Source organism: Corynebacterium sp. TUM25015, from assembly GCF_056393505.1.
Genome location: NZ_CM150783.1, coordinates 60853 through 86068, shown reverse-complemented (window position 1 = coordinate 86068; position 25216 = coordinate 60853). Strand labels below are relative to the sequence as shown.

The window sequence follows — 25216 nt, the reverse complement described above, 5'->3', positions numbered from 1 at the left end:
GCGCAGCGATAGTTGCCCGACGTGCGCTTTTCCGTGCCCTTTCGGGGGTTTTCGGGGTAGCTGCTTTCACAGGCGTCGTCGGCGGCGTGGGTGGGGTCGTTGACGAGGTCGGCACGAAAGACAACCTTAGTAGAAGCACCGGACAAGCGGGAGCAATGGCGGGCATACTGGCGGTTATGAGTGATGCTGTTGATGCCGTAGCTACCGTTGATGCCAATGCGCTCGTCGCCCGCGCAGTCGAGAACCGTCCCTTGCCACGGGGCGGGATTATCCTGGCGGCCACGCCCTTGGGCAATCCACTGGATGCGTCTATACGCCTTATCGACGCCTTGGCGAGTGCCGATATCGTGGCCGCGGAGGATACCCGGCGTACTCGCACACTCGCGGACACACTGGGAGTGGAGATCGCAGGCAGGCTCTATTCAAACTTTGACCACAACGAATCCGAGCGGGCCGAGTTCTTCGTCGAGCAGGCTGAGCAGGGGCGTCGTGTGCTGGTGGTCACTGACGCAGGTATGCCCTCTGTTTCCGACCCCGGTTTTCCGCTGGTCGTTGCCGCTCGGCGCGCCGGAGTGCCGGTGACCTGCTTGCCGGGGCCTTCTGCTGTGCCGACTGCCCTGGCGCTATCGGGTTTGGGCATGGGGCACTTTGCATTTCTGGGATTCGCACCGCGCAAGGACGGCGCCCGGAGGTCTTTCTTTCAAGCTTTGAGTGACGCCACCTACGCGGTTTGTTTCTTTGAATCTCCGCACCGGCTGGCCAAGACTCTGCAGGTGGCAGCAGACGAATTGGGGGAGTACCGCCAGGCAGCGGTGTGCCGTGAACTGACAAAAACTTTCGAAGAAGTAAAGGTTGGCGGATTGGGGGAGCTGGCTCAGTGGGCGGCTGAAGGTGTGAAAGGGGAAATATGCGTTGTGGTGGATGCCGCTGCAGAAACAGAGGAACCAGATGTTGATTCTCTGGTCGAACTGGTGGAGCAGAAAGTTGCACAGGGGGACCGGTTAAAGACAGCAGCAGGGGAGGTGGCGAAAGCCAAGGGAGTGAGCAAGCGCGAGCTTTATGAGGCCGTCCTGCGCGGTCGCGGGGAATGAAGCGGTTGAAAAGTTCCAGCGTAACCCCCACTATGTAAAGAATGACTGTGTCAAGAGAAGAAGTGTTAGCGAAAGAAACTGAAGAGGTGGATGCTGGTCAGCTCAGAGACGAGTCTGAACAGGATCAACCGATCGATTGGGTGGTAACCGGCAGTGCTGCGGCTTTGATTTTGGCAGTCGTGCTGTGGGGCGTGTTCGGTGGCGATAGCTTCGCCGCATTCGCTTCTACTGCCCTGAGTTACGTGGTGGGCGACTGGGGCTGGCTGTACGTGCTAGCCGGAACCGTGTTCGTCGTTTTCATTCTGTTCATTGCGTTCAGCAAGTTCGGGCACATCCGATTGGGTAAGGATAACGAATCTCCAGAGTTCAACAGTGTGTCCTGGGTGGCGATGATGTTCGCTGCGGGCATGGGTATTGGCTTGATGTTCTATGGCGTCACTGAGCCACTGACTTATTACCGCAACGGCGTGCCAGGATCGAAGGATCACGACGTGGCAAGTTCCTTTGCTTCCACACTTTTCCACTGGGGCCTGCACCCGTGGTCTCTGTATGCCATCGTGGCGCTTGCTATCGCCTACAGCACCTTTCGCTTGGGGCGCAAGCAACTCCTCTCCGCAGCCTTCATCCCACTGATCGGAGAGAAACGCGCCGAGGGAGCACTCGGCAAGATCATTGATGTCGCCGCTATTTTCGCCACCGTCTTTGGCACCGCCGCGTCTCTGGGTTTGGGCGCTGTGCAGATTCAGTCTGGCCTGAAAGCAACGGATCTTATTTCCAACCCGGGTACTTCCGTGATCGTCGGCACGATTGTGATCCTGGGTCTGTGCTTCCTGGTTTCCGCTGCGTCCGGCGTAGGCAAGGGAATTCAGTACCTCTCTAATGCGAATATGATCCTGGCCGGTCTTATCGCACTATTTGTCCTGATTGCCGGGCCAACTGTGGTGATTTTGAATCTGATCCCGACTTCGCTGGGCAACTATTTCTCCCAGTTCTTCAGCATGGCAGCCCGTACCGCCGACTCGGGCGAGGGCGCGGGCGAGTGGCTGGGCTCTTGGACCATCTTCTACTGGGCATGGTGGGTCTCCTGGTCCCCATTCGTCGGGATGTTTGTCGCACGTATCTCCCGCGGTCGTACCATCCGCGAGTTCGTATCCGTTGTGCTCATGGTGCCTACTGTGGTCACCATCATCTGGTTTTCGATCTTCGGTGGCTCTGCCGTTCACGCAGAGGACACGGGCAACTCCATCTGGGGCGATGGTGAGGCCACCAGCCAGCTATTTAACCTGTTGCACACTCTGCCTATGGGCAAGGTCGCAAGTATCGTTGCGATGATTCTGCTGGCGACCTTCTTCATCACGTCCGCCGATTCTGCGTCCACGGTCATGGGCTCAATGTCGCAGCGCGGCAAGCTTGTCGCTAACCGTGGTGTCACGGTTCTGTGGGGCGCCCTGACCGCAGTGATTGCTCTCATGCTGCTGCTCACCGGTGGTGACGAGGCACTAACCAACTTGCAGAACGTCACGATCATTGCGGCAAGCCCCTTCCTGCTGGTGATCATTGCGTTGATGTTTGCCATCTTCAAGGCCTTGTCCAACGATCCTCTCTACCTGGATCAGAAGGCGCAGCGAGAATACGCTTTGCGCATGGCACGCGAGCGTCGTATCAACAAGCAGCGAGAAGCTGCGAATGCAAAGAAATCCCGGCGCGTCGAGGGAGCTGCCAAGGGAACTCAAGACGCATAAACTGACGCTATAGAAAAGCAGCCCAGGTAACCTGGGCTGCTTTCGCATCGTATAAGCGGATCACCTAATCTTAAGGTTATGTCTAAACGAGTTCTCACCTCAGTTGCATGGCCTTATGCCAACGGCCCCCGTCACATCGGCCACGTCGCCGGGTTCGGTGTGCCCTCGGATGTTTTCGCACGCTATCAGCGAATGGTCGGCAACGAGGTGCTCATGATCTCGGGCACCGACGAGCACGGCACACCGCTGCTGGTGCAAGCGGAAAAAGAAGGCACGACCGTTCAGGAACTTGCGGATCGTTACAACCGCATCATCGTCGAAGATTTGGCGGGACTCGGACTTTCCTATGATTTATTCACCCGCACCACCACGCGCAACCACTACGCCGTAGTGCAAGAGCTCTTCACCGGCCTTTACAACAACGGCTACATGGTCACCCAAACCACTCGCGGAGCCATCAGCCCGTCAACGGGGCGTACCCTTCCGGATCGCTATATCGAAGGCACCTGTCCGATCTGTGGCGCTAAGGACGCCCGTGGCGACCAATGTGACAACTGCGGTAACCAGCTGGATCCCGAGGATCTCATCGACCCGCGCTCCAAAATCAACGGCGAAACCCCGGAATTCGTCGATACCGAGCACTTCATGCTGGACCTTCCCGCTCTAGCCGACGCGCTGAGCACCTGGCTCAAAGGCCGCACCGATTGGCGACCGAACGTCCTGAAGTTCTCCCTCAACTTGCTAGAGGATATTCGCCCGCGCGCTATGTCCCGCGATATCGACTGGGGTGTGCCGATCCCCGTCGAGGGATGGCAGGACAACAACGCGAAGAAGCTCTACGTGTGGTTCGACGCCGTCGTGGGCTATCTCTCCGCGTCCATCGAATGGGCCTGGCGCATCGGTGACCCTGAGGCATGGCGCAAGTGGTGGAACGAACCGGAAGCGCTGTCCTACTACTTCATGGGTAAGGACAACATCACCTTCCACTCCCAGATTTGGCCTGCCGAACTGCTGGGATACAGCGGCAAGGGAGCCAAGGGCGGAGAGGCCGGCGAGTTGGCCGAGCCTGAGCTGAACCTCCCGACCGAGGTTGTGTCCTCCGAGTTCCTGACAATGTCGGGTTCCAAGTTCTCCTCTTCCAAGGGAGTTGTGATCTACGTCCGCGACTTCCTCAAGGAGTTCGGTCCCGACGCACTGCGTTACTTCATCGCCACCGCCGGCCCGGAGACCACTGACACCGATTTCACCTGGGATGAGTTTGTGCGCCGCATTAACTCCGAACTCGCAAATGAGTGGGGAAACCTGGTTAACCGCACGGTCTCTATGGCCTACAAGAACTTTGGCGAAGTGCCTACCCCAGGACCGCTCACTGCAGAAGACGAAGCACTGTTGGCCGAATCCGCCAAGGCTTTCGACGTGGTCGGCGACAACCTCAGCCGCTCTCGCTTTAAGGCCGGCATTACCGAAGCCATGCGCATTGCGGGTCGTGCCAACCAGTACATCGCCGCAATGGAGCCATGGAAGCTGGCGAAGGACGAATCGCAGCGCGAGCGTCTCGCCACGGTTCTGTACACCGCACTGCAGGTCGTCTCGGACGTCAACACCTTGCTCACCCCCTACCTGCCGTTCTCCGCGCAGAAGATTTATGAAACTCTCGGCGGGGAAGGGACTTGGGCAGCTCAGCCAGAGGTTATTGAGGTGACTGATGAGTCTCCGCGGGAGCCAACGGGCGTCGGCCTACCGGAAAAGGGACGTACGTACCCCGTCATCATGGGCGACTACACAAAGCAAAAGGCGACATGGGCACGCCAAGAGATTCAGCCCGGAACGGTACTGCACAAGCCAAAACCACTGTTCCCTAAGCTGGACCCAGAGCTGGCAGAGACCGGACCCGAGTGGGCTCCTGTCCAGAAGTAACGCGGAGCTAGTCCGCGCGGCGTAGACCCGTAATCGGCATCAGCACCTCGTGGACGGATTCCACGCCGCGCCATGGGTACGCATCCCAGCCACGGCGCTCAGCAGCATCCAAGTTGGCCTGGCGATCGTCAAAGTAAACCAGGGAAGCGTCCTCGTAGCCGGCTGCGGCCGCGGCCTGCTCGAAGCGACGGAACGCGCCCTGGTGGGGCTTAGTGAACCGCAGGTCGGGGGAGAAACAGGTGACGGCTGCACCATCGGTCCAATCCTGGCTCAGCACCGCCTCCATCACCGGTCGCGGCGCGTTGCTGAAAATGCCCCATGGCTGATCAATAGCGTTGAGATGGTTCAGCAGGTTGAGCACAGACGTGTTAACGGTAGAGCACAGTCGGGTGTCCGTCTCCTGCAACTCGGCGAGGAGTTCCGGGGTAGGGCTTACCCCAGCTGCGCGGCAGAGCGTGGTGAAATAGTCGTTCGGCCCCATCGAAAGACTATAGCTTTCACGGTAGCGACCATAGGCGGCCTCGAAGCTGAACGGATCAGTGATGATGGTCGGAACGCTAGTCTGACTGCCGGTATTGTCGCGGGACTGGATGCTGGCGTGGCGGATCATCACAGTGGTGAGCTCGCGCAGAGTGTGACGGCGCTGAACCAGTACGCCACCCAAGTCGAAGACGATGAAGTGTTCCATGGTCAGAGTGCTTTCCTTTGCAGTTGCAGTGGTGTGGGAAGTAGCTGGTGGGAACTAGTAGGTTTAAAGCTAGTGTGCCCCGCCTGCATGGCCAGAAAGTGGCGCCAACGCGAAGCTAAAACGAACCGGGGGTGAACAAAATGCCGACTGTGCGACAAGGAGCGCGTCGCATCCCTTCCGCCGTCGCTTTCATTGCGGCATTGGCGGTATTGCTGACTAGCTCCAACTTGCGCAGCCCTGTGAGCACTTTTCCGCCCATCGCGGACCAGGTCGCCGATGGGCTGGAGGCTTCCGGGCTATTCATCGGCTTAGTGGGAATGGCTCCTACCGCAATGTTTGCCGTTGCCGCGATCCTTTCTGGTCCCATGGCCAAGGCGTTGTCTTTTCGGGCCGTCATTAGCACGGCAATGGTGCTCGCTACCGCCGGATTTGGACTAAGAACTATCGCATCCAACGAGATGCTGTTCCTTGCCGGCACCATGATCGGGCTGGTTGGGGTTGGTATAACCAACACCCTCTTACCCGCCGTGATTAAGGACTATTTTCCTTTCAAGCTCACGGTCATGTCCATTGCCTACATGGCAGTCGGGCAGGTCAGCATGGCCACTGCTTCTGTCGTTGCCGTGCCGCTCGCCGAACTCGGAGGCTGGCGTGTGGCGATCGGAGTGTGGGCCATCCCGCCGCTTTTGGCGCTGCTGTGCTGGGGCGTGCTTGTGTTCGCTGTGACTCCGGGAACCGCCAGCCAACGCGGTGGCGAGATGTTGCGACAAGCGCACCCGCGGAAGCTGATGGGCGTCATAAACAACAAAAACAACGAGTCCCGCGGCGCCTATAGTCATATCTGGAAGAACCCCGTGAGCTGGGGGATTGTGGTCATGTTCGCCATGACCTCCTCGATTTCCTACTGCTTTATCACCTGGGCGCCAAAGATCATTGTGGAGTCCGGTGGCTCGGCACAGCTCGGTGGGGTTATCGGCGGAGTGTTCGCCATCGTCGGCACGGCGTCATCCTTCTTGGTGCCGTGGATGACCTCGCGCTTCGAACGCGGTGCGGCGGCGGTGACGATCCTCTCTTGTAGCTGCATGTTCGTTGCGCTGCTGATGGTGATTACTGACCCCATGCGCCTGCCGGTGGCGTGGATTTCGCTGGTGTCGCTGGGATGCTCGACCTTCCCGCTCGGGTTGATGCTGATCGCCACCCGCACTCGCGAACCGAAGGCCGCCGCGGTGCTCTCGTCGGGCGCGCAGGGCATCGGGTACACCGTCGCCTGCATTGGGCCTTTTGGTTTTGGTGCTCTTTATGACGCCACTGCGTCCTGGACCACCGGACTGAGTGTTCTCGTGGGATTCAATGTCGTCCTGCTGGGCGCGGGATTGGTGGCTAGCCGGAGGGTATTCGTCGACGATCGCTGACAGCCGAAGTCGGTTGCGGAAAGCCAGCCGCCACAGGGTACTAAGGTGGTGCGTATGGCTAAAAAGAAGCGACCCACCCCTGTTCCGCCCGAGCCGATTGTGCCCCTTTTCGATGCGCACACTCACCTCTGGTCCACGGTATTGAAGAACCAGCGCAGGGAGGATGCGGATGCTCGCGAGTTCGGCGAGGACGATCACCAGCGCTTGGTGGGGGAGTTTATGGATCGCGCCTATGCAGTTGGCGTGCGCGGGGTATGCACGGTAGGCGATGGTATTGAGGAAACAGAGAAGGCTCTGCAGGCCGCGGAGTTTCATGATCGTGTGTGGGCAGCTTGTGCTGTGCATCCCACAAAGGCACAGACGGTGACAAAAAAGGTGCGCGAACGTTTGCGAGAGATGGCCTTCCACCCACGCTGCGTGGCGATTGGCGAAACTGGATTGGATGCCTATTGGATTGGCAAAGATGCAGGGGATGGGGAGGAGACCCCGAGCATTGAGGTGCAGGAGGAGGCACTGCGCTTCCATATTGACCTGGCCTGCGAATCCGGCAAGGCGTTGATGATCCACAACCGTGAAGCGGATGCTGATCTATTGCGAGTGCTGGCCGATGCGCCCCAACCGGAGAACGTGATTCTGCACTGTTTTTCCTCTCCACTGGAGGTGGCCAAGGAAGCTCTGAATCGTGGCTATGTGCTCTCCTTTGCGGGCAACGTGACTTTCAAACGCAATGAGGAACTTCGTGAGGCAGCACGGATTGCGCCGCCGGAACAGATTCTCGTCGAGACCGACGCTCCCTATATGACGCCTGAACCTTTTCGCGGTGCACGCAACGAGCCGGCTTTTGTGGGGTACACGGCGGCGTGTGTGGCGAAACAACGAGGAGTAAAGCCGCAGGAGCTCGGTGAGCTAGTGACAGCCAATGCTGCACGGCTCTATGGGATCGAGCTCCACTAGTGAGGTGTGTGTTTCTGCTGTGACGCGAGGTGACGAAAACGTATAAAAATTAACGCAAGTTAGCCTGCGTGTTTGCTGTTGTTGCAGATGTACCCCCATATTTGTGATTTGTGGAACAATTTGCCCCGGATCTTTGTCTCACAAGGATCGTTATCGTATTGTGACAAAAGTTGAAAAAATCGGCGTTCGGGCGCCCCGAGCAACAAGCGCAGTCGAAAAGCGCAGTCGAGACCTCGGGGCGTCACAATGAGAGAGGCAACGATCTAGTGTCACCGAAGAAGAAGTCCCACCTGCACCGCATTAACAACACCAACTCCACCCCGCTGCGCATCGCCACGGGTGGCATGCTCGCCACCCTGGTTGTCGGCGGCGGCGTTGCGGTCGCTGGGCAGAAGTCGGTCACCCTCGACGTCAACGGCGATATCATCCAGGCCAGCACCATGTCCGGCGACGTCAAGGGCGCCCTAAAGTCCGCTGGCGTGGAAATCGATAACCGTGCCATGGTTACCCCGGCACTCGATGAGGCCATCGGCGACAACTCCACGATCACCGTGCGCAGCGCTCGCACCGTGGCGCTCACCATCGACGGCAAGCAGGAAAAAATTGATACCACCGCGCTGACCGTAGGCTCCCTGCTGGATCAGATCGGTCGTAGCGATGCTGCAAACCAGCTGTCTCAGACGCGCAACAAGGAAATCCCGCTCGACGGCATGGAGCTGGAGATCGTTACCCCGAAGAAGTTCACCTTGAACGACGGTGGTGAAGAGGGTCGCATGAGCCTGCCCGCCCGCACCGTGGGCGAGATCTTCGAAATGCGTGGCACCCCGCTGGGCAAGGAAGACAAGGTCACCCCGGCCGCAGACACCCCGCTGGCAGAGGGGATGCACATTGACGTCACCCGCATCGCCACCCGCGATGAAACTAAGGTGAAGGAAGTTCCGGCTCCGGAGCGTGTGAAGGAAGACCCGAACATGCCAGAGGGCAAGGAAAAGATTGTCGAAAAGGGTGCTCCGGGCAAGGCTCGCGTCACTGTCACCGTCCGTACCGTCAATGGCCAGGAAGTAAGCCGCGACGAGAAGTCCTCCAAGGAGATCGCTGCTCCGAAGGAGCGCGTAATCATCCGCGGCACCAAGAAGGCTGCCGACAGTGAGGATTCCAAGGACTCCAACACGGGCGCAGCTGCACCGTCTGTAGCCGACGGTTCCGTATGGGATCAGCTGGCACAGTGTGAGTCCACCGGCAACTGGTCCATCAACACCGGCAACGGTTTCTCCGGAGGCCTGCAGTTCACCCCGTCCACCTGGGCAGGCTTCGGCGGCACGCAGTACGCACCGGCTGCCCACATGGCAACCCGAGAGCAGCAGATCGCCGTGGCAAAGAAGGTACAGGCTGCCCAGGGCTGGGGTGCATGGCCTGCCTGCACTTCCAAGTTGGGTATACGCTAACCCGCTCGCCTCACCGCGCACCTTCATCGGTTTTTATCGGGCACTAGCTCGACTATCCTGTGAATGGTGAATGAACGGAAGATTCGGCTGCTGGGGCCAAATGAGATCCGGCAGCTTGCCGAAGAACTGGACCTAAACCCCACCAAGAAGCTGGGGCAGAACTTCGTCCACGACCCCAACACAGTGCGCAAAATCGTGAAGGCCGCCGACGTGTCCGCCGCGGACAACGTGGTAGAAATCGGACCTGGCCTGGGGTCTTTGACTCTGGCGCTGCTGGAAACCGGAGCGAGTGTCACTGCCGTCGAAATCGACCCACGACTGGCCGGAAAGCTACCCGCAACCCTTGCAGAACAAGGCGCCGAAGGCCTTGACACTGCGGTGATTCTCAAGGACGCAATGGTCGTCACGGCCGAGGACTTTGCGAACGCGGGACGCCCACTTCCCACCGCACTTGTCGCGAATCTTCCCTATAACGTTTCCGTGCCTGTGCTCTTGCACATGCTGGAGGAATTCCCCAGCATCGATCGCGTGCTCGTCATGGTGCAGCTGGAAGTTGCAGACCGCCTAGCTGCGACTCCTGGCTCCAAAATCTATGGAGTGCCCAGTGTGAAGGCTGGATTCTATGGTTCCGTCAACCGCGCGGCGACCATCGGTAAAAACGTTTTCTGGCCTGCCCCCAAGATCGACTCTGGTCTGGTGCGGATAGACCGCTATGCCGAGGGAGAGCAGCCATGGGCGGAGATCGTCCGTGAAGCTGGCGAAGACACTGAATCAGAAGACACTGAAGCAGAAGACACTGAATCAGAAGCGCTGCGCCGTGAAGTGTTTGCTTTGGCCGATGCGGCATTCCTGCAAAGGCGCAAGACCTTAAGGGCCGCACTGTCCGGCCATTTCGGTAGCGGTCAAGCTGCCGAGGAGGCGCTGCGCAGCGCGGGGATCGATCCAACCCTGCGTGGCGAGAAGCTCTCCACCCAGCAATTTGTGCAGCTTGCCGTGACCTCCCTGCAAGGAAGTCAGCGAGGGGCTCGATGAGCGTGTCGCATATTTTTGGACCCCAAAAACCTCCATATCGCTCCATAACGGCGAGTGCGCACGGCAAGGTTAACTTGCACTTAGGCGTAGGTCCGGCCAGGGAAGATGGATACCACGAGCTGGACACGATCTTTCAGGCTGTCTCCCTGAAGGAGGAGGTCACCGTAGCTCTGCGCGAGGATGATGATCCCGCGGAGTGCACGTGGAGCGTCTCCGGCTTTGACGCACACCTGGTACCGCAGGATTCCAGCAACCTGGCGTGGAAGGCTGTGGCTGTTATCCAAGACTTGGCACGGAAAGCTCATGTGCCCTGGGCAGACAAGCCCGTGCATATCCATATCGACAAGGGGATCCCCGTTGCTGGTGGCATGGCCGGTGGTTCGGCAGATGCCGCGGCGGCGTTGATTGCCGCTACAGAGCTGTACTTTCCGGACCCCCGTGCTCCGCGTCGCCCGGATAGTGCAAAACTGGTAGAACTGGCCGCTGACCTGGGAGCAGATGTTCCTTTTTGCCTCCTCGGCGGCACTGCATGGGGCACAGGCAAGGGCGAGAACCTCATGCCCGTGATAGCCACAGGTAGATATCACTGGGCCATCGCCACTGATAAACGCGGCCTGTCCACCCCGTCGGTTTTCAAACAACTCGATCAGCAGCGTGCTAGTGCAGAAGTGAACAGCCCAAAGGCCACCCGCGCGGGCAGCCCCGAAGCTTTGATCACTGCCCTTCGCGGGGGTGACCCCAAAGAGGTAGGCAAACTTCTAGTCAACGATCTGCAGGCACCGGCCATTAGTCTGCTGCCCAGTCTGCGGGAAACCCTCAGAGCCGCCGCTGAAGCCGGGGCCATTGCCGCAATCGTTTCCGGCTCCGGCCCGACCGTGGCCATGCTGTGTGCTTCTGCTGACGACGCGGTGGAGGTTGCCACAGCCGTAAGCGTTGCTGGAAAAGCCAGCTCCACAATGACGACTAGTTCCCCAGCTGCAGCTGCGGGCGTCATAAAAAGGGAGGAAGTACGTGACTAACCTCATCAACCTAGAAAAAGTCTCGAAGAGCTACGGGCTAAAGACCCTGCTTGATGACGTGAGCCTCGGCGTGGATAGCAACGACCGGATTGGCGTAGTGGGACTCAACGGTGGGGGTAAGTCCACCCTGCTGAATATTCTGAGTAAGAAGGACGAACCGGATTCCGGGCGTGTGAGCCACAACAACGACCTGCGCATGGCCATGGTCACCCAGGATGTACTGCGCGACGCACCGGCAGCTATGACCGTCGCTGGGGCAGTGCTGGAACCACTAGGGCTGCAGGAGTACGAATGGGCGGGCAATCCGAAGGTCCGCAGCGTGCTTAACGGATTGGATATCGCCCGCCTGGGGCTGGATGCGAAGGTGCAGGAGCTCTCCGGTGGTGAGCGTCGTCGCACGGGCCTGGCCGCTGCTCTAGTGCAGGATCTCGACCTGTTGATTCTGGATGAGCCGACCAACCACCTGGATGTCGAGGGCGTGCAGTGGCTCGCTGAGCACCTACTGAGTCGCAATACTGCGCTGGTTATCGTCACCCACGACCGCTGGTTCCTGGACACAGTCGCCAACCACACCTGGGAGGTACACGACGGAGTGGTGGACGTGTACGAGGGCGGCTACAACGACTGGACTTTCGCTCGCGCGGAACGTGCCCGCCAGGCCGATGCCGCTGAACAGCGACGTCAAAACTTGGCGCGTAAAGAATTGGCGTGGCTGCGCCGCGGCGCACCGGCGCGTACCTCCAAGCCGCGATACCGCATTGAGGCCGCGGAGTCTTTGATCGCCGATGTGCCGCCGATGCGAAACAAAGTGGAGCTCATGAGCTTCTCCGCACGCCGTCAGGGCAAAAAGGTCATCGATCTGGAAGACGCGCGTATCACCACGCCCGACGGGCGCACTCTGGTCGATGACCTGACCTGGCGCCTCGGCCCCGGCGAACGCATTGGCCTGGTCGGAGTAAATGGCTCTGGAAAGACCACACTGCTGCGCACTTTGGCCGGTGAAGCGCCATTGGACAACGGACGTCGTGTGGAAGGCAAGACTGTGCGCCTGGGATGGTTACGCCAGGAGCTGGACGACCTGGATCCCACGAAGCGGTTGCTCGAATCCGTTGAGGATGTTGCCAGCTATGTGACCTTCGGGGAAAAGGAAATCACTGCTTCGCAACTGGCTGAGCGCCTGGGCTTTAGCGCGAAGCGGCAACGCACACCCATCGGCGATCTTTCTGGTGGCGAAAAGCGCCGCCTGCAGCTCACTCGCGTGCTCATGAGCGAACCGAACGTGCTGCTGCTGGACGAGCCGACCAATGACCTCGATATCGATACGCTGCAAGAGCTCGAAAGCTTGCTGGATGAATGGCCCGGCACGCTCGTGGTCATTTCCCACGACCGGTATCTGATCGAGCGCATCTGCGATTCCACCTGGGCGCTTTTCGGCGATGGACAGTTGACTAACCTGCCCGGTGGAATTGAGCAGTACCTAGAGCACCGCAAACAACAGGCCAGTGCGGAGGAGCGCAAGAACACCCTGTCGTTCGACGCTGCTGGTTCTGCCGCCGGTGCAGAGTCTGACGCTGTTTCTTCTGGACGCCCCAGCCTCGGTGCCAAGGAGGTTCATGCTCTCACTAAGGAAATGAGTGCGCTGGAAAGGAAGATGACCAAGGTCGAAGCAAAGATCAATTCCTTCCACGAGAAGATGAATGAGGTGGCAGAAAAGGCGGCCACTGGGGAGCCTGTCACCGAGGAGTTAGCTGCACTTGATAAAGATTTGAAGGCAGCCCAGGATGAACACGGCGATCTAGAGATGAAGTGGCTGGAAATTGGGGAGAAGCTTGAAGATAGCTGATGTTGCCTCCGATGCCGAGGAGGAGCTTGCGGAGAGGTTTAGCGCCGCCAGGGATCAGTGGGAGTCCCACGTTGATCCCGGTGGCGTGGTTGTCGGTGCGCTGTTGTTTGCAGCCTCGCTGACCCCTTCGCTGTTGCCACGCGACTGGCTTTTCCAGGGAGTCGTCGCTGGTATCTCCGGTGGTACGGGCTACATCATGGGCGTGTTTCTGCATTGGCTGTGGGAGGCGTTTCTGCACAAATACTTCAGCGAACCTCTGTGGAAGTGGCGCCGCAAAGCCAGGGAATATGTGCGCCGCTTCCAACTCCGCGCTGGTCTGAGTGACCAGAGGATGGGGAAACTCAAGACCGGCCTGGAGGTCGTCTTCGTCCTTATTGTGATTCTGGCTCTATTGGTGTGGATCTCCTTCGCTGTCCGCTGGCAGCAGGAGCTGGCAAACCTAATGGGCGCGGAGGCCTATACGGCGGGAGAGTTCCTGTTGGTGTTGCCCGTTGGCATTGGCTTGTGGGCGCTGATTGTCCTTGTGGGCAAGGGGTTGCTCTGGCTGATCGAAGTCTTGGAGGAAGGCCCAGTCGGGCGCCGTCTCGGCGGAGTTACTCGACAATTGTTTGCCTGGATGGCGGTTGTGCTGGCCTTGGGGTTCGTTGTAGATACGGTTGTGCCCGGCACGATCGTGCACGCAACTGAAAATGTGTTTTCTGTCCGTGACCAGGAGATTAGAGCGGACCTGAAACAGCCTCATGTGCCGGAGCGTTCCGGTAGTTCGGCGTCACCCAATAAATGGGAAGACCTGGGTGCTTTCGGTACGCGCTTTGTTGGACTGGGGCTCTATAAGAACGAACTTGAAGAGCTCACCGGCCGCCCTAGCAAAGAACCCATCCGGGTATATGCCAGCTTGAAGAATGGCAACGAGGATACCGACGCGGCGCGCGCGGAAAGTGTGGTCAATGAGTTGAAACGGACAGGGGCAAAGGACCGTCGGGCGCTGTTGGTGGTTCCCGCGACCGGCACAGGGTGGGTGAACCCCACGGCTGCTCAAGCTTTCGAGCTGATGTTTGATGGTGACTCCGCTATCGCTTCGGCGCAATACTCGTACCTGCCTAGCGGCGTACAGTTCATCGCTGATCAGCAGCGTGTGGAAGACGCTGGCGAGGCGCTAGTTTCCACCGTCGTCGACTGGTGGCACACTTTGCCGAAGAACCATCGGCCTAAGCTCTACGTCTATGGCGAATCCCTAGGTACCAATGCCGGCAGTGGCGCGTTTTCAGGTGTTCGGGACATCGCCGCCAGCGTTGATGGTCTGCTATGGGTGGGGCCACCGAATTCCAACAAGTTGTGGCACGGCCTGGTTGACCGGCGCGATCCCGGTTCGCCGCAGGTTTCTGCGGAATACGCGGGCGGGTTGAATGTGCGCTTCGCCGAAAACACCGATGAAATCTGGAGTTGGCGTGATGAGGTGGACTTGAATTCCCCAGGTGGTTGGCACCACCCGCGCATCCTTTTCCTGCAACACCCCTCTGATCCAGTGGTGTGGTGGTCACCGTCGCTGATAGCCAGGGAACCAGACTGGTTAAAGGAACCCGCTGGGTTCGACCGCTCGCCGTCGATGTCGTGGATTCCTTTTGTTACGTTCTGGCAGGTCACGATGGATCTTCCCGTCGCGGCCAATGTGCCGAATGGACATGGGCACAATTACGGCAATGGGGTGCTGGACGCCATGCTCGCGATGGTCGGCGGGGAAGACTTCAACCCTGTTCGGGCTGAAGAACTGCGGAAACAACTGGACGAGGCAATGCTCACCCAGGGGCCGGAGAAAGAAGTCGGTGTCGACAACGGCTAATACGAGCCGGGGCTGCTTGCATACCGCAGAAAAGCGTAGGCTGGGGAACCATGATCCTTATCAACGTTAAGTACAAGGTTCGCCCAGAGTTCGCCGACACCTTCCTGCAGGAGGTCTCCTGGTTCACCGAGTCCACCCGTGCGGAGGAGGGCAACATCTTCTTCGACTGGTTCCGCGATCCGGAAACCCCGAATGAGTACCTACTGATCGAAGCTTTCCAGGACGATAGCGACGTTGCACACGTTGAGTCCGAGCACTTCAAGCGCGCCTGCGATGAAATGCCGAAGTACCTGCTGGAGACCCCGGAGATCATCAATACGAAGATCCCGGGCAAGACCGAGTGGGATCGCATGGCTGAGTTCCGCGTCGAGGACAACTAGCCCAGTAATCAGCATGACCGTCAGTGTTTTCGATCTCTTCCAGATCGGCGTAGGCCCGTCATCCTCACACACCGTCGGACCCATGCGCGCGGGGCTCTCATTCGCGCAGCAGGTCAAGGCGCTTTTTGCCGATGACGCCGCGTCCCCCAGCGCCACCGATTCAGGCTCCGACGAGGGCTTGCACCCGCTGGGCGCTGACAAGCTGGCGAATGTGGTGAGCTTACCCGATGAGGGCGAGAACGGTCCCAGCATCAGCATCATCCTCTATGGCTCGCTGGCGGCTACGGGCGCGGGCCACGGAACGCTCGGAGCGTGTCTGCTGGGGCTGGACGGTGCCGATCCGGCGCAGATCGACCCGGATTATATGCAGACCCGCCTGGAGGAGATCCGGGCTACGCGCACCATCCATCTGGCAGGGGATAAAAACTTGCCGATCACATGTGGCTTCGAGGACATTGTTTTACGTCCCACTGTGCGTCGCTCGGTGCATACAAATGCGATGACCTTTGTGGTCAACGGTGTGAATGGCGTGGAGCCACTAAAACAGACCTACTATTCCATCGGCGGTGGCTTCATCCGCACCGAAGAGGAAGTTCCCACTCTCGATGAACTATCCGGTCCGTGGTTGTTCGAATCCGGTGACAAGCTGATCTCGCTGGCCGAACACGAGGGATTAAGTCTGGGAGAGGTGCAGCGGCGCTGTGAGCAATCGTTGCGCACCGATGAGCAGATCAATGCGAACCTTGATGCTATTGCGCAGGCCATGCAGGATTGTGCCAAGCGGGGCGTGTCCTTTGCCGGAGTGCTGCCCGGCGCTCTGATGGTACGCCGCCGCGCCAAGCGCTGGTACGACCAGCTCATGGAGGAAGATCCGCATCGCAGCGCGGAGTTTTCCGAGGACTGGGTGAACCTGGTGGCGCTCGCTGTGAATGAGGAAAACGCTGCCGGTGGACGGGTGGTGACCGCCCCGACCAACGGAGCGGCAGGCATTATCCCGGCTGTGATGTTTTATGCCCGCGAGTTCACCCCTGCGGGGAAGCAGGATCCTTTTGACGTCAACCGGCGATTCTTGCTGGCCGCGGGAGCGATTGGATCGCTGTACAAGGAACGCGCCAGCATCTCCGGAGCTGAGGTCGGCTGCCAGGGCGAGGTTGGCTCCGCTGCCTCTATGGCCGCAGCTGGATTGGCGGAGGTACTGGGTGGTTCACCACGCCAGGTCGCCAATGCAGCGGAGATTGCCATGGAGCATTCGCTGGGGCTTACGTGTGATCCGATCGGTGGTTTGGTGCAGATTCCATGCATCGAAAGAAATGCCATCAGCGCCGGGAAAGCCATCAATGCTGCGAAGATGGCTATGCGCGGGGACGGAGACCACCATGTCACCTTGGATGAGGTCATTGAGACCATGCGACAGACCGGAAGGGACATGTCCGAAAAGTACAAGGAAACTGCCGGCGGAGGCTTGGCGACGAATGTTTCAGTCAATGTCCCTGAGTGCTAGGACACGCTAGTTCTGTGTCTCAGCGGGGGACGGAGGGACAGGGCGGCTCTTGTGGGACAACGCGAAGTGAATGGTCATCACTGCCAACGCAAGGATGGTCCACCACAGGTAAGAGTTACCCACAATGACCTGCCAGAGATTCCAATCCAGCTCACGCTGTTCCTGGAAGGGGACGAAGGCGGTGGGTTCGAAGGCGAAGGCCGCGAACCCCAATACCACCAGGGAAGTCCACAGCCAGCGCGGGGTGCCCACAGGGGAGGCAGGGGTGGCGAAGGCGTAGCCCGCTAATGCCACCAGAAGTACCGGTGCCCAAGACCAGTGGTGATTCCAGGAAATCGGGCTGGCTAGCAGAGCAAAGAACGCGTTGACGCTAAGAGCAGCGATGGGAGCATCGGCCTTGAGCAAGCTGAACATGACGAAGGTGATGACCACTAGCGAGACGCACACCAGGATTATCCACAGCAAGCTTGAGGAGTCCTGCGTCTGTAGCCCGAAGCGGTGAAGGAGGCCGTTAAGGCTTTGGTTCAAGGCATACTCATGGTTGCCGATGCGTCCGGTTTCGCGCAGCGTGTGAGTCCAATATTCCTTGGAGTCACTGGGCAGAATCAGCCAAGCCAGAGCCGTGGTACCCAGCGTGCCCGCACCCATGCGCACGATGGAACCCCAGTCCTTGCGCAACAGGAACCACAGGCCGAACACTGCGGGCGTCAATTTGATGGCTACCGCAGCACCCGTGAGCAGACCCCGATAACGACGAGGAACGACCAGTGCATCGGCAAAAACCATGCCCATCAACAACACGTTGATCTGCCCATAGGCCAAGGTGGTGTGGATGGGGCTCAGGTGGATAAGAACAGTTGTCAACGCGACCGAGACCCATGCGGCAGAGGTGCGATCCACCCTCGCCGCCATGTGCAGAGTGTAGGCGAACATCCACCAGGTAAGGAGCACCGTGGCGGAAGCGAGCAATACGGCTGAGAGGTCATAGGGAAGTACCGCAAGAGGAGTGAACAATACCGCCGAAATAGGAGGATAGGTAAAAGGCAGGAACGTATCGCCGATGATGTGGAAGTGGCCGCTATAAAGCTCCTGACCATCCAGTACTCGTTGCGCGCCCACCCGGTAAACATCGAGATCCAGGTGATAGTGGAAGCCCCGAGTGTTCACAATCGTGGGAAGGAAAGACAGCACCGCGAGTACGCTGAGTACGACTTTCAGAGGGAAGCCGATTTTGAGGTGCCTGAAATCTTCGACGTGCGCCGGGGTGTCTTCCTTAGTCTGCATAAAGGCTTATTATTCCATCTTCATCGCGGAAGGTTCGCGAGCGGTTGACGATGGTGGTGCATTAGGCGTTGCCGCCTGCAAAGAACTAAGCTTGGAACAATGAACAACGCACTACCCAAGCTGGACAAACAGGCCTATGAAGAGGAGCTGAAGAGGCTCCAGGCGGAACTCGTCGAAATGCAGCAGTGGGTGGTGGAAACCGGCGCGCGCATCGTCATTGTGATGGAGGGGCGCGACGCAGCGGGCAAGGGGTCCGCGATCAAGCGCATCACTCAGTACCTCAGCCCACGTGTTTGTCGCATCGAGGCGCTGCCCGCGCCGAACTCTCGCGAACAAGGTCAGTGGTACTTCCAGCGCTATATTGAGAAGCTGCCGACGGCCGGTGAGATCGTTATCTTCGACCGCTCGTGGTACAACCGCGCTGGTGTCGAGCGCGTGATGGGCTTCTGTACAACCCAGGAGTACCGTCGCTTCCTGCACCAGGCGCCTATCTTTGAGCGACTGTTGGTAGAAGACGGCATTATCTTGCGCAAGTACTGGTTCTCTGTTTCCGATGAAGAGCAGATTCGCCGCTTCCAATCTCGCCAGTCGGATCCACTGCGCCAGTGGAAGCTGTCCCCAATGGATTTGCAGTCCATCACCCGTTGGGAGGACTACTCGCGTGCGAAGGACGAAATGTTCGTCCACACCGACATTCCCTCCGCCCCGTGGTACACAGTGGAGTCTGAGGATAAGAAACGCTCCCGAATTAACGTGATCAACCACCTGTTGAACACGATTCCGTGGGAGTATGTCGAAAAGAACGTTCCGAAGATCCCGGAGCGGCCGGAATCCGATTCCACCTATGAGCGCCCGCCGCGTACCCAGTTCCGTTATGTTCCGGATGTGGCGAAGATGCTGGAGAAGGATCTGGTGAAGAAGGAAGCCAAGCGTGTGGCCGAGGAGGCTGCGGCGTCCAAAAACGGCAGTGACGGCAAGAAATCCAAGTCCAAGAAGGGCGATAAGGAAAAATCCAAGGACAAAAACAAGAAGGATAAAGCCAAGTCCAAGTCCAAGAAGAGTGACAAGAAGTCCAAGAAGAAGAAATAGGAGTTCTCAAGGTCACTAAAAGCTAGGCAGGTCTGAGAATCTGCCTAGCTTTTTTCTATTCTGATGAGGGAAAACTTACTTTAGGCTGCGCGCTTTTCTGGTTCCTGCAATTATAGTTGCATGGCAGACAAGAAGAGGAAGCAGCCGATGTATGACCCGGAGGCGGAGGTTACCGCTGTTGTAGCGGGACGCGTCGGAGTGATCGAGCTGAATCGCCCGAAGGCTCTCAATTCCTTGAACGCGGAGATGATTCGCCTGATCCGCGAGGCGGTCGATAGATGGGCCGATGACGATTCGATCCGCTTCATTGTCATCAAGTCCTCCTCCGATCGAGCATTTTGTGCCGGCGGCGACGTGCGCTACGTGCGCACGCGGGACATGAAGCGCATGTACCGATTCGGTGACGCCTTCTTCGAGGAGGAATACGACCTCAACGAACGCCTGTCCATAGTCAACAAACCCGTCATTGCACTGCTTGAAGGAATCGTTATGGGCGGGGGTATGGGCATTTCCGTACACGGATCGCACCGCATCATCACTCCCCGTACGCTCGGCGCTATGCCAGAGGCGGCGATCGGGTTCGTGCCCGACGTAGGGATGTCGCACAAGCTGACCCATCTGGATGTTCCGCCAGCCATTGGCCTGTTTATCGCTACGACAGGGTGGCGCCTAAGCCCGGCAGATATGCTTTACACCGGGCTGGGTACGAACCTGGTGGCAGATGTTCACGCTTTCGAAGCTGCTTTGCAAACAGATGAATTGCCAGAGGCACTGCGCGAACATGCGCTGGAACTACAAGAGCTGGACGAACCAGTTTCTACGCTGCAGAGCCACTCCGAGTGGATTGAGCAGACTTTCGCCGAAGGCTCGTGGGCCGAAATCGGGGCCCGGATTGCTAAGGATGCGGATTCTGTTTCTGACGCCGAGTTGGCGCAGTTCATAACCAAGGTGACAGATTGCTTGAAGGGAGCCAGCCCTGAGAGCCTGGTGGCTACCGTGGAGCTGTTCCGTCGTGCGGAAAACTCAACACTGCGTGAGGCTTTGGACATGGAGTACAAGGTTGGCTCAGAGCTGCGTCGGGGGAAGAATTTCATTGAGGGTGTTCGCGCTGTACTGGAACACAAGGATTTCAATGCTCAATTTGAGCCTGCGTCCACGGACGAAGTGGATGTGCAGAAATGGCAGGAGCTGCTGGGATAGTTAGGGGATTAGGCGCTTTCCTTGCGTTGCACCCGCAGCCATACGAAAAAGCCCCACAGAACGAATGCGCCGTAGACCAGGTATAGCGCGGCTGAGGGGTAGTAGCCGGCAGACAGTAGGAGAGGCACCCCTACGATGTCCACGCCGATCCAAATGAGCCAGAACTCCGTCCAGCCTCGAGCCATTCCGAAGGTGGCGAGGATAGAGCCGGTGAAAATCCAGGCGTCTGCCCATGGGCCCCAGGAGCCCAGCGTATCGAAGACGAGTGCGAAGCCGATGGTGCCGAAGACGGCGAAGGCGAGCATCCCCAGGCGTTCCTTGGCGCTGGCCCAGCTGGGCTGAACGGCGGCACTGTCCGCCGCGGGTTCACTGACGATGGAGCGCGAAGGATCAGTGTTATCTGGTTCGCGCAGACCGGCGGTACGGGCGCGATTCCACTGATACCAGCCGTAGACAGAGACGATCAGGAACATCACCTGGCGCCCAGCTTGGCCATAGAGGTCGAGGTCTTGTGGGGTGTGGAAGAGTCCGCCCAGGAATACGGTGAATAGCAGGATATTGCCAATGATGCCGACGGGCCAGGCCCAGACCACGCGCTTCATTCCGCCGACGGCGGAGGCGAGGCCGAACAGATTGCCGATGATCTCTCGCCAGAGGATCGGGTAGCCGCCTATGAACAGTGTTGCGTTGAGAAGTGTTGTAAAGATTCCCTCGGATTCCACAGTCACCATCTTTCCCCATTCGGGTCCGCGGCAGAAAACCGGGTAAGCACTTCAGAGTGTATTAGCCCTTTAACTGCATTGGTCTTTTAACTGCGATCTACGCTAGCCAGCATGTCGAAGGCTCGATCGTAGAGTTCCCGCGGGGTGGCATCGCCTGCGAGCCTCTCGTCCACCGCGGCCTCCATAGCGCGCAGAGCAATGCTGAAAGCAACATCTAATAGAAGGAAAGCATCGAAGGGGGTGAGGTTGGGATCGATCTCACATAGCGCCTGAGTGCCGGGTGCGGTAAGGGTTGGGAGATCTACTTCCAGGCTGTCGCCGCTACTGTTCTGATGAGGATGTTCCAGCATGATGAGTAGAGGCTTGAACTTGCGGACATCTGGGGTGATGGGGTCGGAGATCTGTGAAGAGTTGTCCCCGGACTCCGGCCCTAGTGGGGAGCAGTAGATCCACATGGTGTCGCGCAGAATGTCGGCGGTGCGGCCAGTGCGGTGGTCTGTGGCGACCTCTTTGACGCGCCGGGCGAAGTTCTCAAAAACGTCGTGCAAATAGTATGCGAAGACATCGTCGCGGCGTTCGAAATAGTTGTGGAAGGTACGGGGAGACACACCAGCGTTCTTAGTAATAGCATGTACCGTGGCTGCATCCGGTCCGTCGTTCAAATACAGATTGATCGCGGCATCAATAAGGTTTTGTTTAGTCTCGGCCTTTTTCTGTTCACGCCTAGAGGCAGAGGGGTCGGGAATGGTCGCGTTTGCCGCCATGAGAGTGAGGAAACCTTTCAATATGCCCAATGTGTTCGATGAGCGCGATAAAGCTGATTGAAGAGTAGTGTAGCAGGACTGCTGCAGCTGAAGCTTGAACTCGATAATGAAAACTGTTCATCTAGCGTTTTCTAAGAGTTAACGGAGTTCAGAGAGGCCATTTGCCAGTAATTGGAAAACGTTTCGAATATCTTGTTCGGTGGTGACATCGCCCGTCTTATTGAGCTCCACGAAGATGCCGGGAATGAACATCATGGTATTGATGAGGAGTAGTGCATTGACAGTGGATAGGGTGTTTCCTGCCCGCTTGCTGTATTGCTGAAATGCTTCTACAAGTGGGGAAAAGAACTCCACTCCGGAACTGAAGTGCCGCTGATCCTCTGCGAAAAGTTCCTCTCGTTGATGAGGTGGAATACTGCGGAGGTGGTCAGCGAGGCGGGGGAGAGTGTCGATACTCCTGGGATTTTCTGACGGGCGATTATAGAGGTTTACCGCAATGTTCTCGGCGATTGAGATTAAAGGTTGGCCGGGTCTTGCGACTTCCACAATGTTAACCATTTCGTCGACAAATTGATTAAGTATGAATAACAAAGCTGCTTCCCGGTGGGGGAAATAGTTGTGGAAAGTGCGCGCGGAAATGTCCGCCTTTTCTGCGATACGGGCAATTGTCGCATTCTCTGCTCCCTCGTTGACCAGAATTTCAACGGTAGCCTGGGCAATGCGTTCGCGAGTCTCAGCTTTCTTGCGATCTCTTAGGCCAAGTGTCTTTTCCGCAGGTTGATTGCCGTTTTGGTTACTCATTTCGCGCGCCATCCTTCTTTGACTACTGTTCGCCTGTTTGCCTAACGACGCCCTCTATCGTCCCTCCTGCTGGGATTCTTGAAGGTGCGCCCCGTCAGCTTTGGCTTCAGGTTCCGAATCGCGGCTTCCGTCAGCTTTGAGACCGATCAGGCTTTCGCCTTCGACATCGACCGTGGGGATGATCTTCCCTAGCCACTTGGGGAACTTCCACGCATGCTCGTCGAGAAGGAACATAGTGGCTGGGATGAAGGTCATGCGGACAATGAAGGCGTCAAAAAATACGGCGGCGGCTAGAGCAAAGCCCATCACCTTGATGAATGGCTCGTCGGCGAGAGCGAACGCAGCAAAGACCGACATCATAATGAGCGCTGCGGCCGTAACTACTCGGGCCCCGTGCTTAAAGCCATTGGCGGTAGCGTTGCCGGCAGTCTTGCCGTGCGCCCAGCCTTCGCGCATGCGGGTAACAAGAAAGACTTGGTAGTCCATCGCTAGACCGAACACGATGCCGATCAGCATGATTGGCAAGAAGGAGATGATCGGCTGGGGGTCGTCGACAATACCTCCGAAACCTTCCTGCCACAGTGCGACGGTAACGCCGAACGTGGCGGCCACCGACAGTCCGAAGCCGACCGCTGCGATCAGCGGCACCCAAATGGAGCGGAAGACGACCATGAGCAGGATGAATGCCAGTACCAGGACGATTGCGATGTAAGGGATGAGAGCCTCTGATAGACGCTGAGAGATGTCCTCGTACATCGGGGTTACACCGGTAATGGCGTAGGTGGCACCGGTCTTCTCGGAGTAGCTGGACTCCTCAGCGCGGATCTGTTCGAGTACGTCAGCAGCACGGGCATCCGTAGCACCATACGACGGGGTGATCATCACCTGAGCGGCCGTGCCCATGTCAGCAGGATTCTGTGGGTCGCCGTTGGTCTGAACCAACTGGGCATTTTCAACGCCGTCGGTGCCCTGGATGGTAGCGACGGCCTGCTGGGCGGCTGCGGCCTTTTCCTTGCCCTTTAGGTCCGGATACTCCACGAGTGCGAGCATTGGAGCGTTGCGGCCAGCACCGAAACCCTCCTCTGACATCTCGTAGGCGATGCGGTTGGGAGTGCCCTTGGCCATGGATCCGTCAGATGGCATGGCGAGCCGGAGGTTCATTGCAGGGATGGCAAGCAAGACCAGTAGTACTGCCGCGCCGATTAGCCACAAGGCGGGCTTCTTACGGATGATGCGCACCCACTTGAGACCCATTGTGGGCTTTTCGTTTTCCGGATCCGGCGCCTTCACAATCGGGGCACGGCCAGCGAAAACCTTTGTGCCGATCAGACCCATGATGGCGGGCAAAAGGGTGATCGCGACGATGACTGCAATGGCTACGGTGCCGGCTGCGGCCAGAGCCATGGCGGTAAGGAACGGAATGTTGATGATGGACAATGCGGCCAGAGCGATCAATACGGTGAGGCCTGCGAAGACCACTGCGGAACCGGCCTTGCCGACGGCGAGACCAGCCAAGTGGGCGCGGTCCTTGACCGGAATAGCCTTGAACTTCTGCTGCAGTTCCTTGGGCTCGAGATCCTGCCCGTCCACGTGCGCGATCAATTCGCTGCGGTAGCGGGAGAGGATGAATAGCGCGTAGTCAATGCCCACAGCCAGGCCGATCATGGATGCCAGGGTGGGGGTCATGGAGTTGATGCTGTCGGTGACGGAGGTGGCTGCCATGACGATGCCGATGCCAGTGCCCACGCCGATGACTGCGGACAATAGCGGCAGGCCAGCGGCCACAAGGCTGCCGAACGTGACGATCAGGACGATGGCGGCGACGGCCAGACCAATGATCTCGGAGGTCATGTTCATTTCGGGTTGCTGGAATGCGTTGCCGTTCCAGCCGACCTGGAGATTGCCTTGGTGATTCTTGACCGCTTCTTCGAACTTCTGGATGTCTTCGGCGGGTACGTCGGTGGCGGTCTCTGCGTCGAATGCGACTTCGATCGTGCCAGTACGCTTATCGGGACTCAGCGGGCTCAAAGCTGCGATGTCAGAGGCGATCTGCTCCTTCGGCATGCCCTGCTTCTGTTTCATCGGAGCCATCTGCTGGTGCATGTTTTCGCTGGCCAGGACAGGGGAAACGAGTTTTTCCTTGTCCTTCAAGAAATCGAGTTCTTGCAGCGCCTGCAAAACGTCTTCAGTTGCCTGGGCGGCTTCACCTTCGGCAAGTGTTTGCCCCTCGGGAGCCTGTATAACTAGCTTGCCCTTTGCGGCCTCTAGCTGGTTGGTGTTTTCACTATTAGGAAAGTCCTCCTTGATCTTCTCCTGGGTCTCGATCGATTCCAGGCCCGGGATGGTGAAGGACTGCGAGGTGGGTTTGGTGAGGAGGGCGGAGGCGGTGCCCACGCCAATCAGTACGATCAGCCAGACGGCGAGGAAGCGCCATTTGTGTTGGTAGGCGGAACGGCCTACGTGGTAGAGAAATTTTGCCATGCGAAAAATAT

20 protein-coding genes are annotated in these 25216 nt (G+C 58.3%); 14 read left to right on the top strand and 6 right to left on the bottom strand.

Translation table 11 applies throughout. The features are described 5' to 3' along the window. The first annotated feature begins 176 nt into the window (after nt 1-176). From rsmI to metG, 3 genes are all read left to right on the top strand, one after another. Nucleotides 177-1091, top strand: a complete 915-nt coding sequence (gene rsmI, locus AC06DS_RS00390) for a 16S rRNA (cytidine(1402)-2'-O)-methyltransferase (RefSeq protein ID WP_477101207.1) — start codon at nt 177-179, stop codon at nt 1089-1091. A 41-nt stretch (nt 1092-1132) separates the two neighbouring features. Next, nucleotides 1133-2833: a BCCT family transporter gene (locus tag AC06DS_RS00385; RefSeq protein ID WP_477100710.1), complete on the top strand. Its 1701-nt coding sequence runs from the start codon at nt 1133-1135 to the stop codon at nt 2831-2833. Nucleotides 2834-2911: 78 nt separating this feature from the next. Continuing rightward, nucleotides 2912-4750, top strand: a complete 1839-nt coding sequence (gene metG / locus AC06DS_RS00380) for a methionine--tRNA ligase (protein ID WP_477100709.1) — start codon at nt 2912-2914, stop codon at nt 4748-4750. A 7-nt stretch (nt 4751-4757) separates the two neighbouring features. On the opposite strand, the gene AC06DS_RS00375 is transcribed toward metG, so the two are convergent. After that, entirely contained in the window at nt 4758-5438 is a 681-nt protein-coding gene (locus tag AC06DS_RS00375) for an HAD family hydrolase (protein ID WP_293790979.1), read from the bottom strand. A gap of 140 nt (nt 5439-5578) precedes the next feature. Between AC06DS_RS00375 and AC06DS_RS00370 the strand changes: the two genes are divergently transcribed. The 9 genes from AC06DS_RS00370 (at nt 5579) to AC06DS_RS00330 (ending at nt 16864) form a co-directional block, all read left to right on the top strand. Then, a complete protein-coding gene (locus AC06DS_RS00370; RefSeq protein ID WP_477100708.1) occupies nt 5579-6850 on the top strand; it encodes an MFS transporter in 1272 nt (423 codons plus the stop codon). 54 nt (nt 6851-6904) lie between these two features. Further along, nucleotides 6905-7804, top strand: a complete 900-nt coding sequence (locus AC06DS_RS00365) for a TatD family hydrolase (RefSeq protein WP_477100707.1) — start codon at nt 6905-6907, stop codon at nt 7802-7804. A gap of 266 nt (nt 7805-8070) precedes the next feature. After that, complete coding sequence (locus tag AC06DS_RS00360; protein ID WP_293790982.1) at nt 8071-9249, top strand: resuscitation-promoting factor; 1179 nt, start codon at nt 8071-8073, stop codon at nt 9247-9249. 63 nt (nt 9250-9312) lie between these two features. Further along, the gene (gene rsmA / locus AC06DS_RS00355; protein WP_477100706.1) at nt 9313-10281 is read left to right on the top strand and encodes a 16S rRNA (adenine(1518)-N(6)/adenine(1519)-N(6))-dimethyltransferase RsmA; all 969 of its coding nucleotides are present in this window, start codon (nt 9313-9315) and stop codon (nt 10279-10281) included. After that, nucleotides 10278-11300 carry a 4-(cytidine 5'-diphospho)-2-C-methyl-D-erythritol kinase gene (locus tag AC06DS_RS00350; protein WP_477100705.1) on the top strand — a complete coding sequence of 341 codons (1023 nt, stop codon included), beginning with the start codon at nt 10278-10280 and terminating at the stop codon, nt 11298-11300. Before rsmA ends, AC06DS_RS00350 begins: the two co-directional genes overlap by 4 nt. Next, a complete protein-coding gene (locus AC06DS_RS00345; protein WP_477100704.1) occupies nt 11293-13143 on the top strand; it encodes an ABC-F family ATP-binding cassette domain-containing protein in 1851 nt (616 codons plus the stop codon). Before AC06DS_RS00350 ends, AC06DS_RS00345 begins: the two co-directional genes overlap by 8 nt. After that, entirely contained in the window at nt 13130-14983 is a 1854-nt protein-coding gene (locus tag AC06DS_RS00340; RefSeq protein WP_477100703.1) for an alpha/beta hydrolase, read from the top strand. Before AC06DS_RS00345 ends, AC06DS_RS00340 begins: the two co-directional genes overlap by 14 nt. A 50-nt stretch (nt 14984-15033) precedes the next feature. Further along, nucleotides 15034-15363: a putative quinol monooxygenase gene (locus AC06DS_RS00335; protein ID WP_448308384.1), complete on the top strand. Its 330-nt coding sequence runs from the start codon at nt 15034-15036 to the stop codon at nt 15361-15363. A gap of 13 nt (nt 15364-15376) precedes the next feature. Beyond that, the gene (locus AC06DS_RS00330; RefSeq protein WP_473963764.1) at nt 15377-16864 is read left to right on the top strand and encodes an L-serine ammonia-lyase; all 1488 of its coding nucleotides are present in this window, start codon (nt 15377-15379) and stop codon (nt 16862-16864) included. 6 nt (nt 16865-16870) lie between these two features. Here the strand turns inward: AC06DS_RS00330 and AC06DS_RS00325 are convergent, their stop codons facing one another. Beyond that, the gene (locus AC06DS_RS00325) at nt 16871-18148 is read right to left on the bottom strand and encodes a glycosyltransferase 87 family protein (RefSeq protein ID WP_473963765.1); all 1278 of its coding nucleotides are present in this window, start codon (nt 18146-18148) and stop codon (nt 16871-16873) included. Nucleotides 18149-18247: 99 nt separating this feature from the next. Here AC06DS_RS00325 and ppk2 point away from each other — a divergent pair, with 99 nt between their 5' ends. Both ppk2 and AC06DS_RS00315 read left to right on the top strand, forming a co-directional pair. Beyond that, nucleotides 18248-19237: a polyphosphate kinase 2 gene (gene ppk2, locus AC06DS_RS00320; protein ID WP_293790990.1), complete on the top strand. Its 990-nt coding sequence runs from the start codon at nt 18248-18250 to the stop codon at nt 19235-19237. A 120-nt stretch (nt 19238-19357) separates the two neighbouring features. Then, entirely contained in the window at nt 19358-20437 is a 1080-nt protein-coding gene (locus tag AC06DS_RS00315; protein ID WP_477100702.1) for a 3-hydroxyisobutyryl-CoA hydrolase, read from the top strand. 8 nt (nt 20438-20445) lie between these two features. Here the strand turns inward: AC06DS_RS00315 and AC06DS_RS00310 are convergent, their stop codons facing one another. The 4 genes from AC06DS_RS00310 to AC06DS_RS00295 all read right to left on the bottom strand — a co-directional run bounded on the left by AC06DS_RS00310 (nt 20446) and on the right by AC06DS_RS00295 (nt 25205). After that, entirely contained in the window at nt 20446-21168 is a 723-nt protein-coding gene (locus AC06DS_RS00310; protein ID WP_293790992.1) for a nicotinamide mononucleotide transporter family protein, read from the bottom strand. Nucleotides 21169-21245: 77 nt separating this feature from the next. Then, a complete protein-coding gene (locus AC06DS_RS00305) occupies nt 21246-21923 on the bottom strand; it encodes a TetR/AcrR family transcriptional regulator (protein ID WP_477100701.1) in 678 nt (225 codons plus the stop codon). Nucleotides 21924-22061: 138 nt separating this feature from the next. Continuing rightward, a complete protein-coding gene (locus tag AC06DS_RS00300; RefSeq protein WP_477100700.1) occupies nt 22062-22724 on the bottom strand; it encodes a TetR/AcrR family transcriptional regulator in 663 nt (220 codons plus the stop codon). A 54-nt stretch (nt 22725-22778) separates the two neighbouring features. After that, nucleotides 22779-25205, bottom strand: coding sequence for an MMPL family transporter (locus tag AC06DS_RS00295; RefSeq protein ID WP_477100699.1), 2427 nt, complete (start codon nt 25203-25205; stop codon nt 22779-22781). Nucleotides 25206-25216: the final 11 nt, after the last annotated feature.

Coding starts and splice junctions, on each gene's coding strand:
- rsmI (WP_477101207.1), top strand. CDS start 177: ATGAGTGATGCTGTTGATGCCGTAGCTACCGTTGATGCCAATGCGCTC.
- AC06DS_RS00385 (WP_477100710.1), top strand. CDS start 1,133: ATGACTGTGTCAAGAGAAGAAGTGTTAGCGAAAGAAACTGAAGAGGTG.
- metG (WP_477100709.1), top strand. CDS start 2,912: ATGTCTAAACGAGTTCTCACCTCAGTTGCATGGCCTTATGCCAACGGC.
- AC06DS_RS00375 (WP_293790979.1), bottom strand. CDS start 5,438: ATGGAACACTTCATCGTCTTCGACTTGGGTGGCGTACTGGTTCAGCGC.
- AC06DS_RS00370 (WP_477100708.1), top strand. CDS start 5,579: ATGCCGACTGTGCGACAAGGAGCGCGTCGCATCCCTTCCGCCGTCGCT.
- AC06DS_RS00365 (WP_477100707.1), top strand. CDS start 6,905: ATGGCTAAAAAGAAGCGACCCACCCCTGTTCCGCCCGAGCCGATTGTG.
- rsmA (WP_477100706.1), top strand. CDS start 9,313: ATGGTGAATGAACGGAAGATTCGGCTGCTGGGGCCAAATGAGATCCGG.
- AC06DS_RS00350 (WP_477100705.1), top strand. CDS start 10,278: ATGAGCGTGTCGCATATTTTTGGACCCCAAAAACCTCCATATCGCTCC.
- AC06DS_RS00335 (WP_448308384.1), top strand. CDS start 15,034: ATGATCCTTATCAACGTTAAGTACAAGGTTCGCCCAGAGTTCGCCGAC.
- AC06DS_RS00330 (WP_473963764.1), top strand. CDS start 15,377: ATGACCGTCAGTGTTTTCGATCTCTTCCAGATCGGCGTAGGCCCGTCA.
- AC06DS_RS00325 (WP_473963765.1), bottom strand. CDS start 18,148: ATGCAGACTAAGGAAGACACCCCGGCGCACGTCGAAGATTTCAGGCAC.
- ppk2 (WP_293790990.1), top strand. CDS start 18,248: ATGAACAACGCACTACCCAAGCTGGACAAACAGGCCTATGAAGAGGAG.
- AC06DS_RS00315 (WP_477100702.1), top strand. CDS start 19,358: ATGGCAGACAAGAAGAGGAAGCAGCCGATGTATGACCCGGAGGCGGAG.
- AC06DS_RS00310 (WP_293790992.1), bottom strand. CDS start 21,168: ATGGTGACTGTGGAATCCGAGGGAATCTTTACAACACTTCTCAACGCA.
- AC06DS_RS00305 (WP_477100701.1), bottom strand. CDS start 21,923: ATGGCGGCAAACGCGACCATTCCCGACCCCTCTGCCTCTAGGCGTGAA.
- AC06DS_RS00300 (WP_477100700.1), bottom strand. CDS start 22,724: ATGAGTAACCAAAACGGCAATCAACCTGCGGAAAAGACACTTGGCCTA.
- AC06DS_RS00295 (WP_477100699.1), bottom strand. CDS start 25,205: ATGGCAAAATTTCTCTACCACGTAGGCCGTTCCGCCTACCAACACAAA.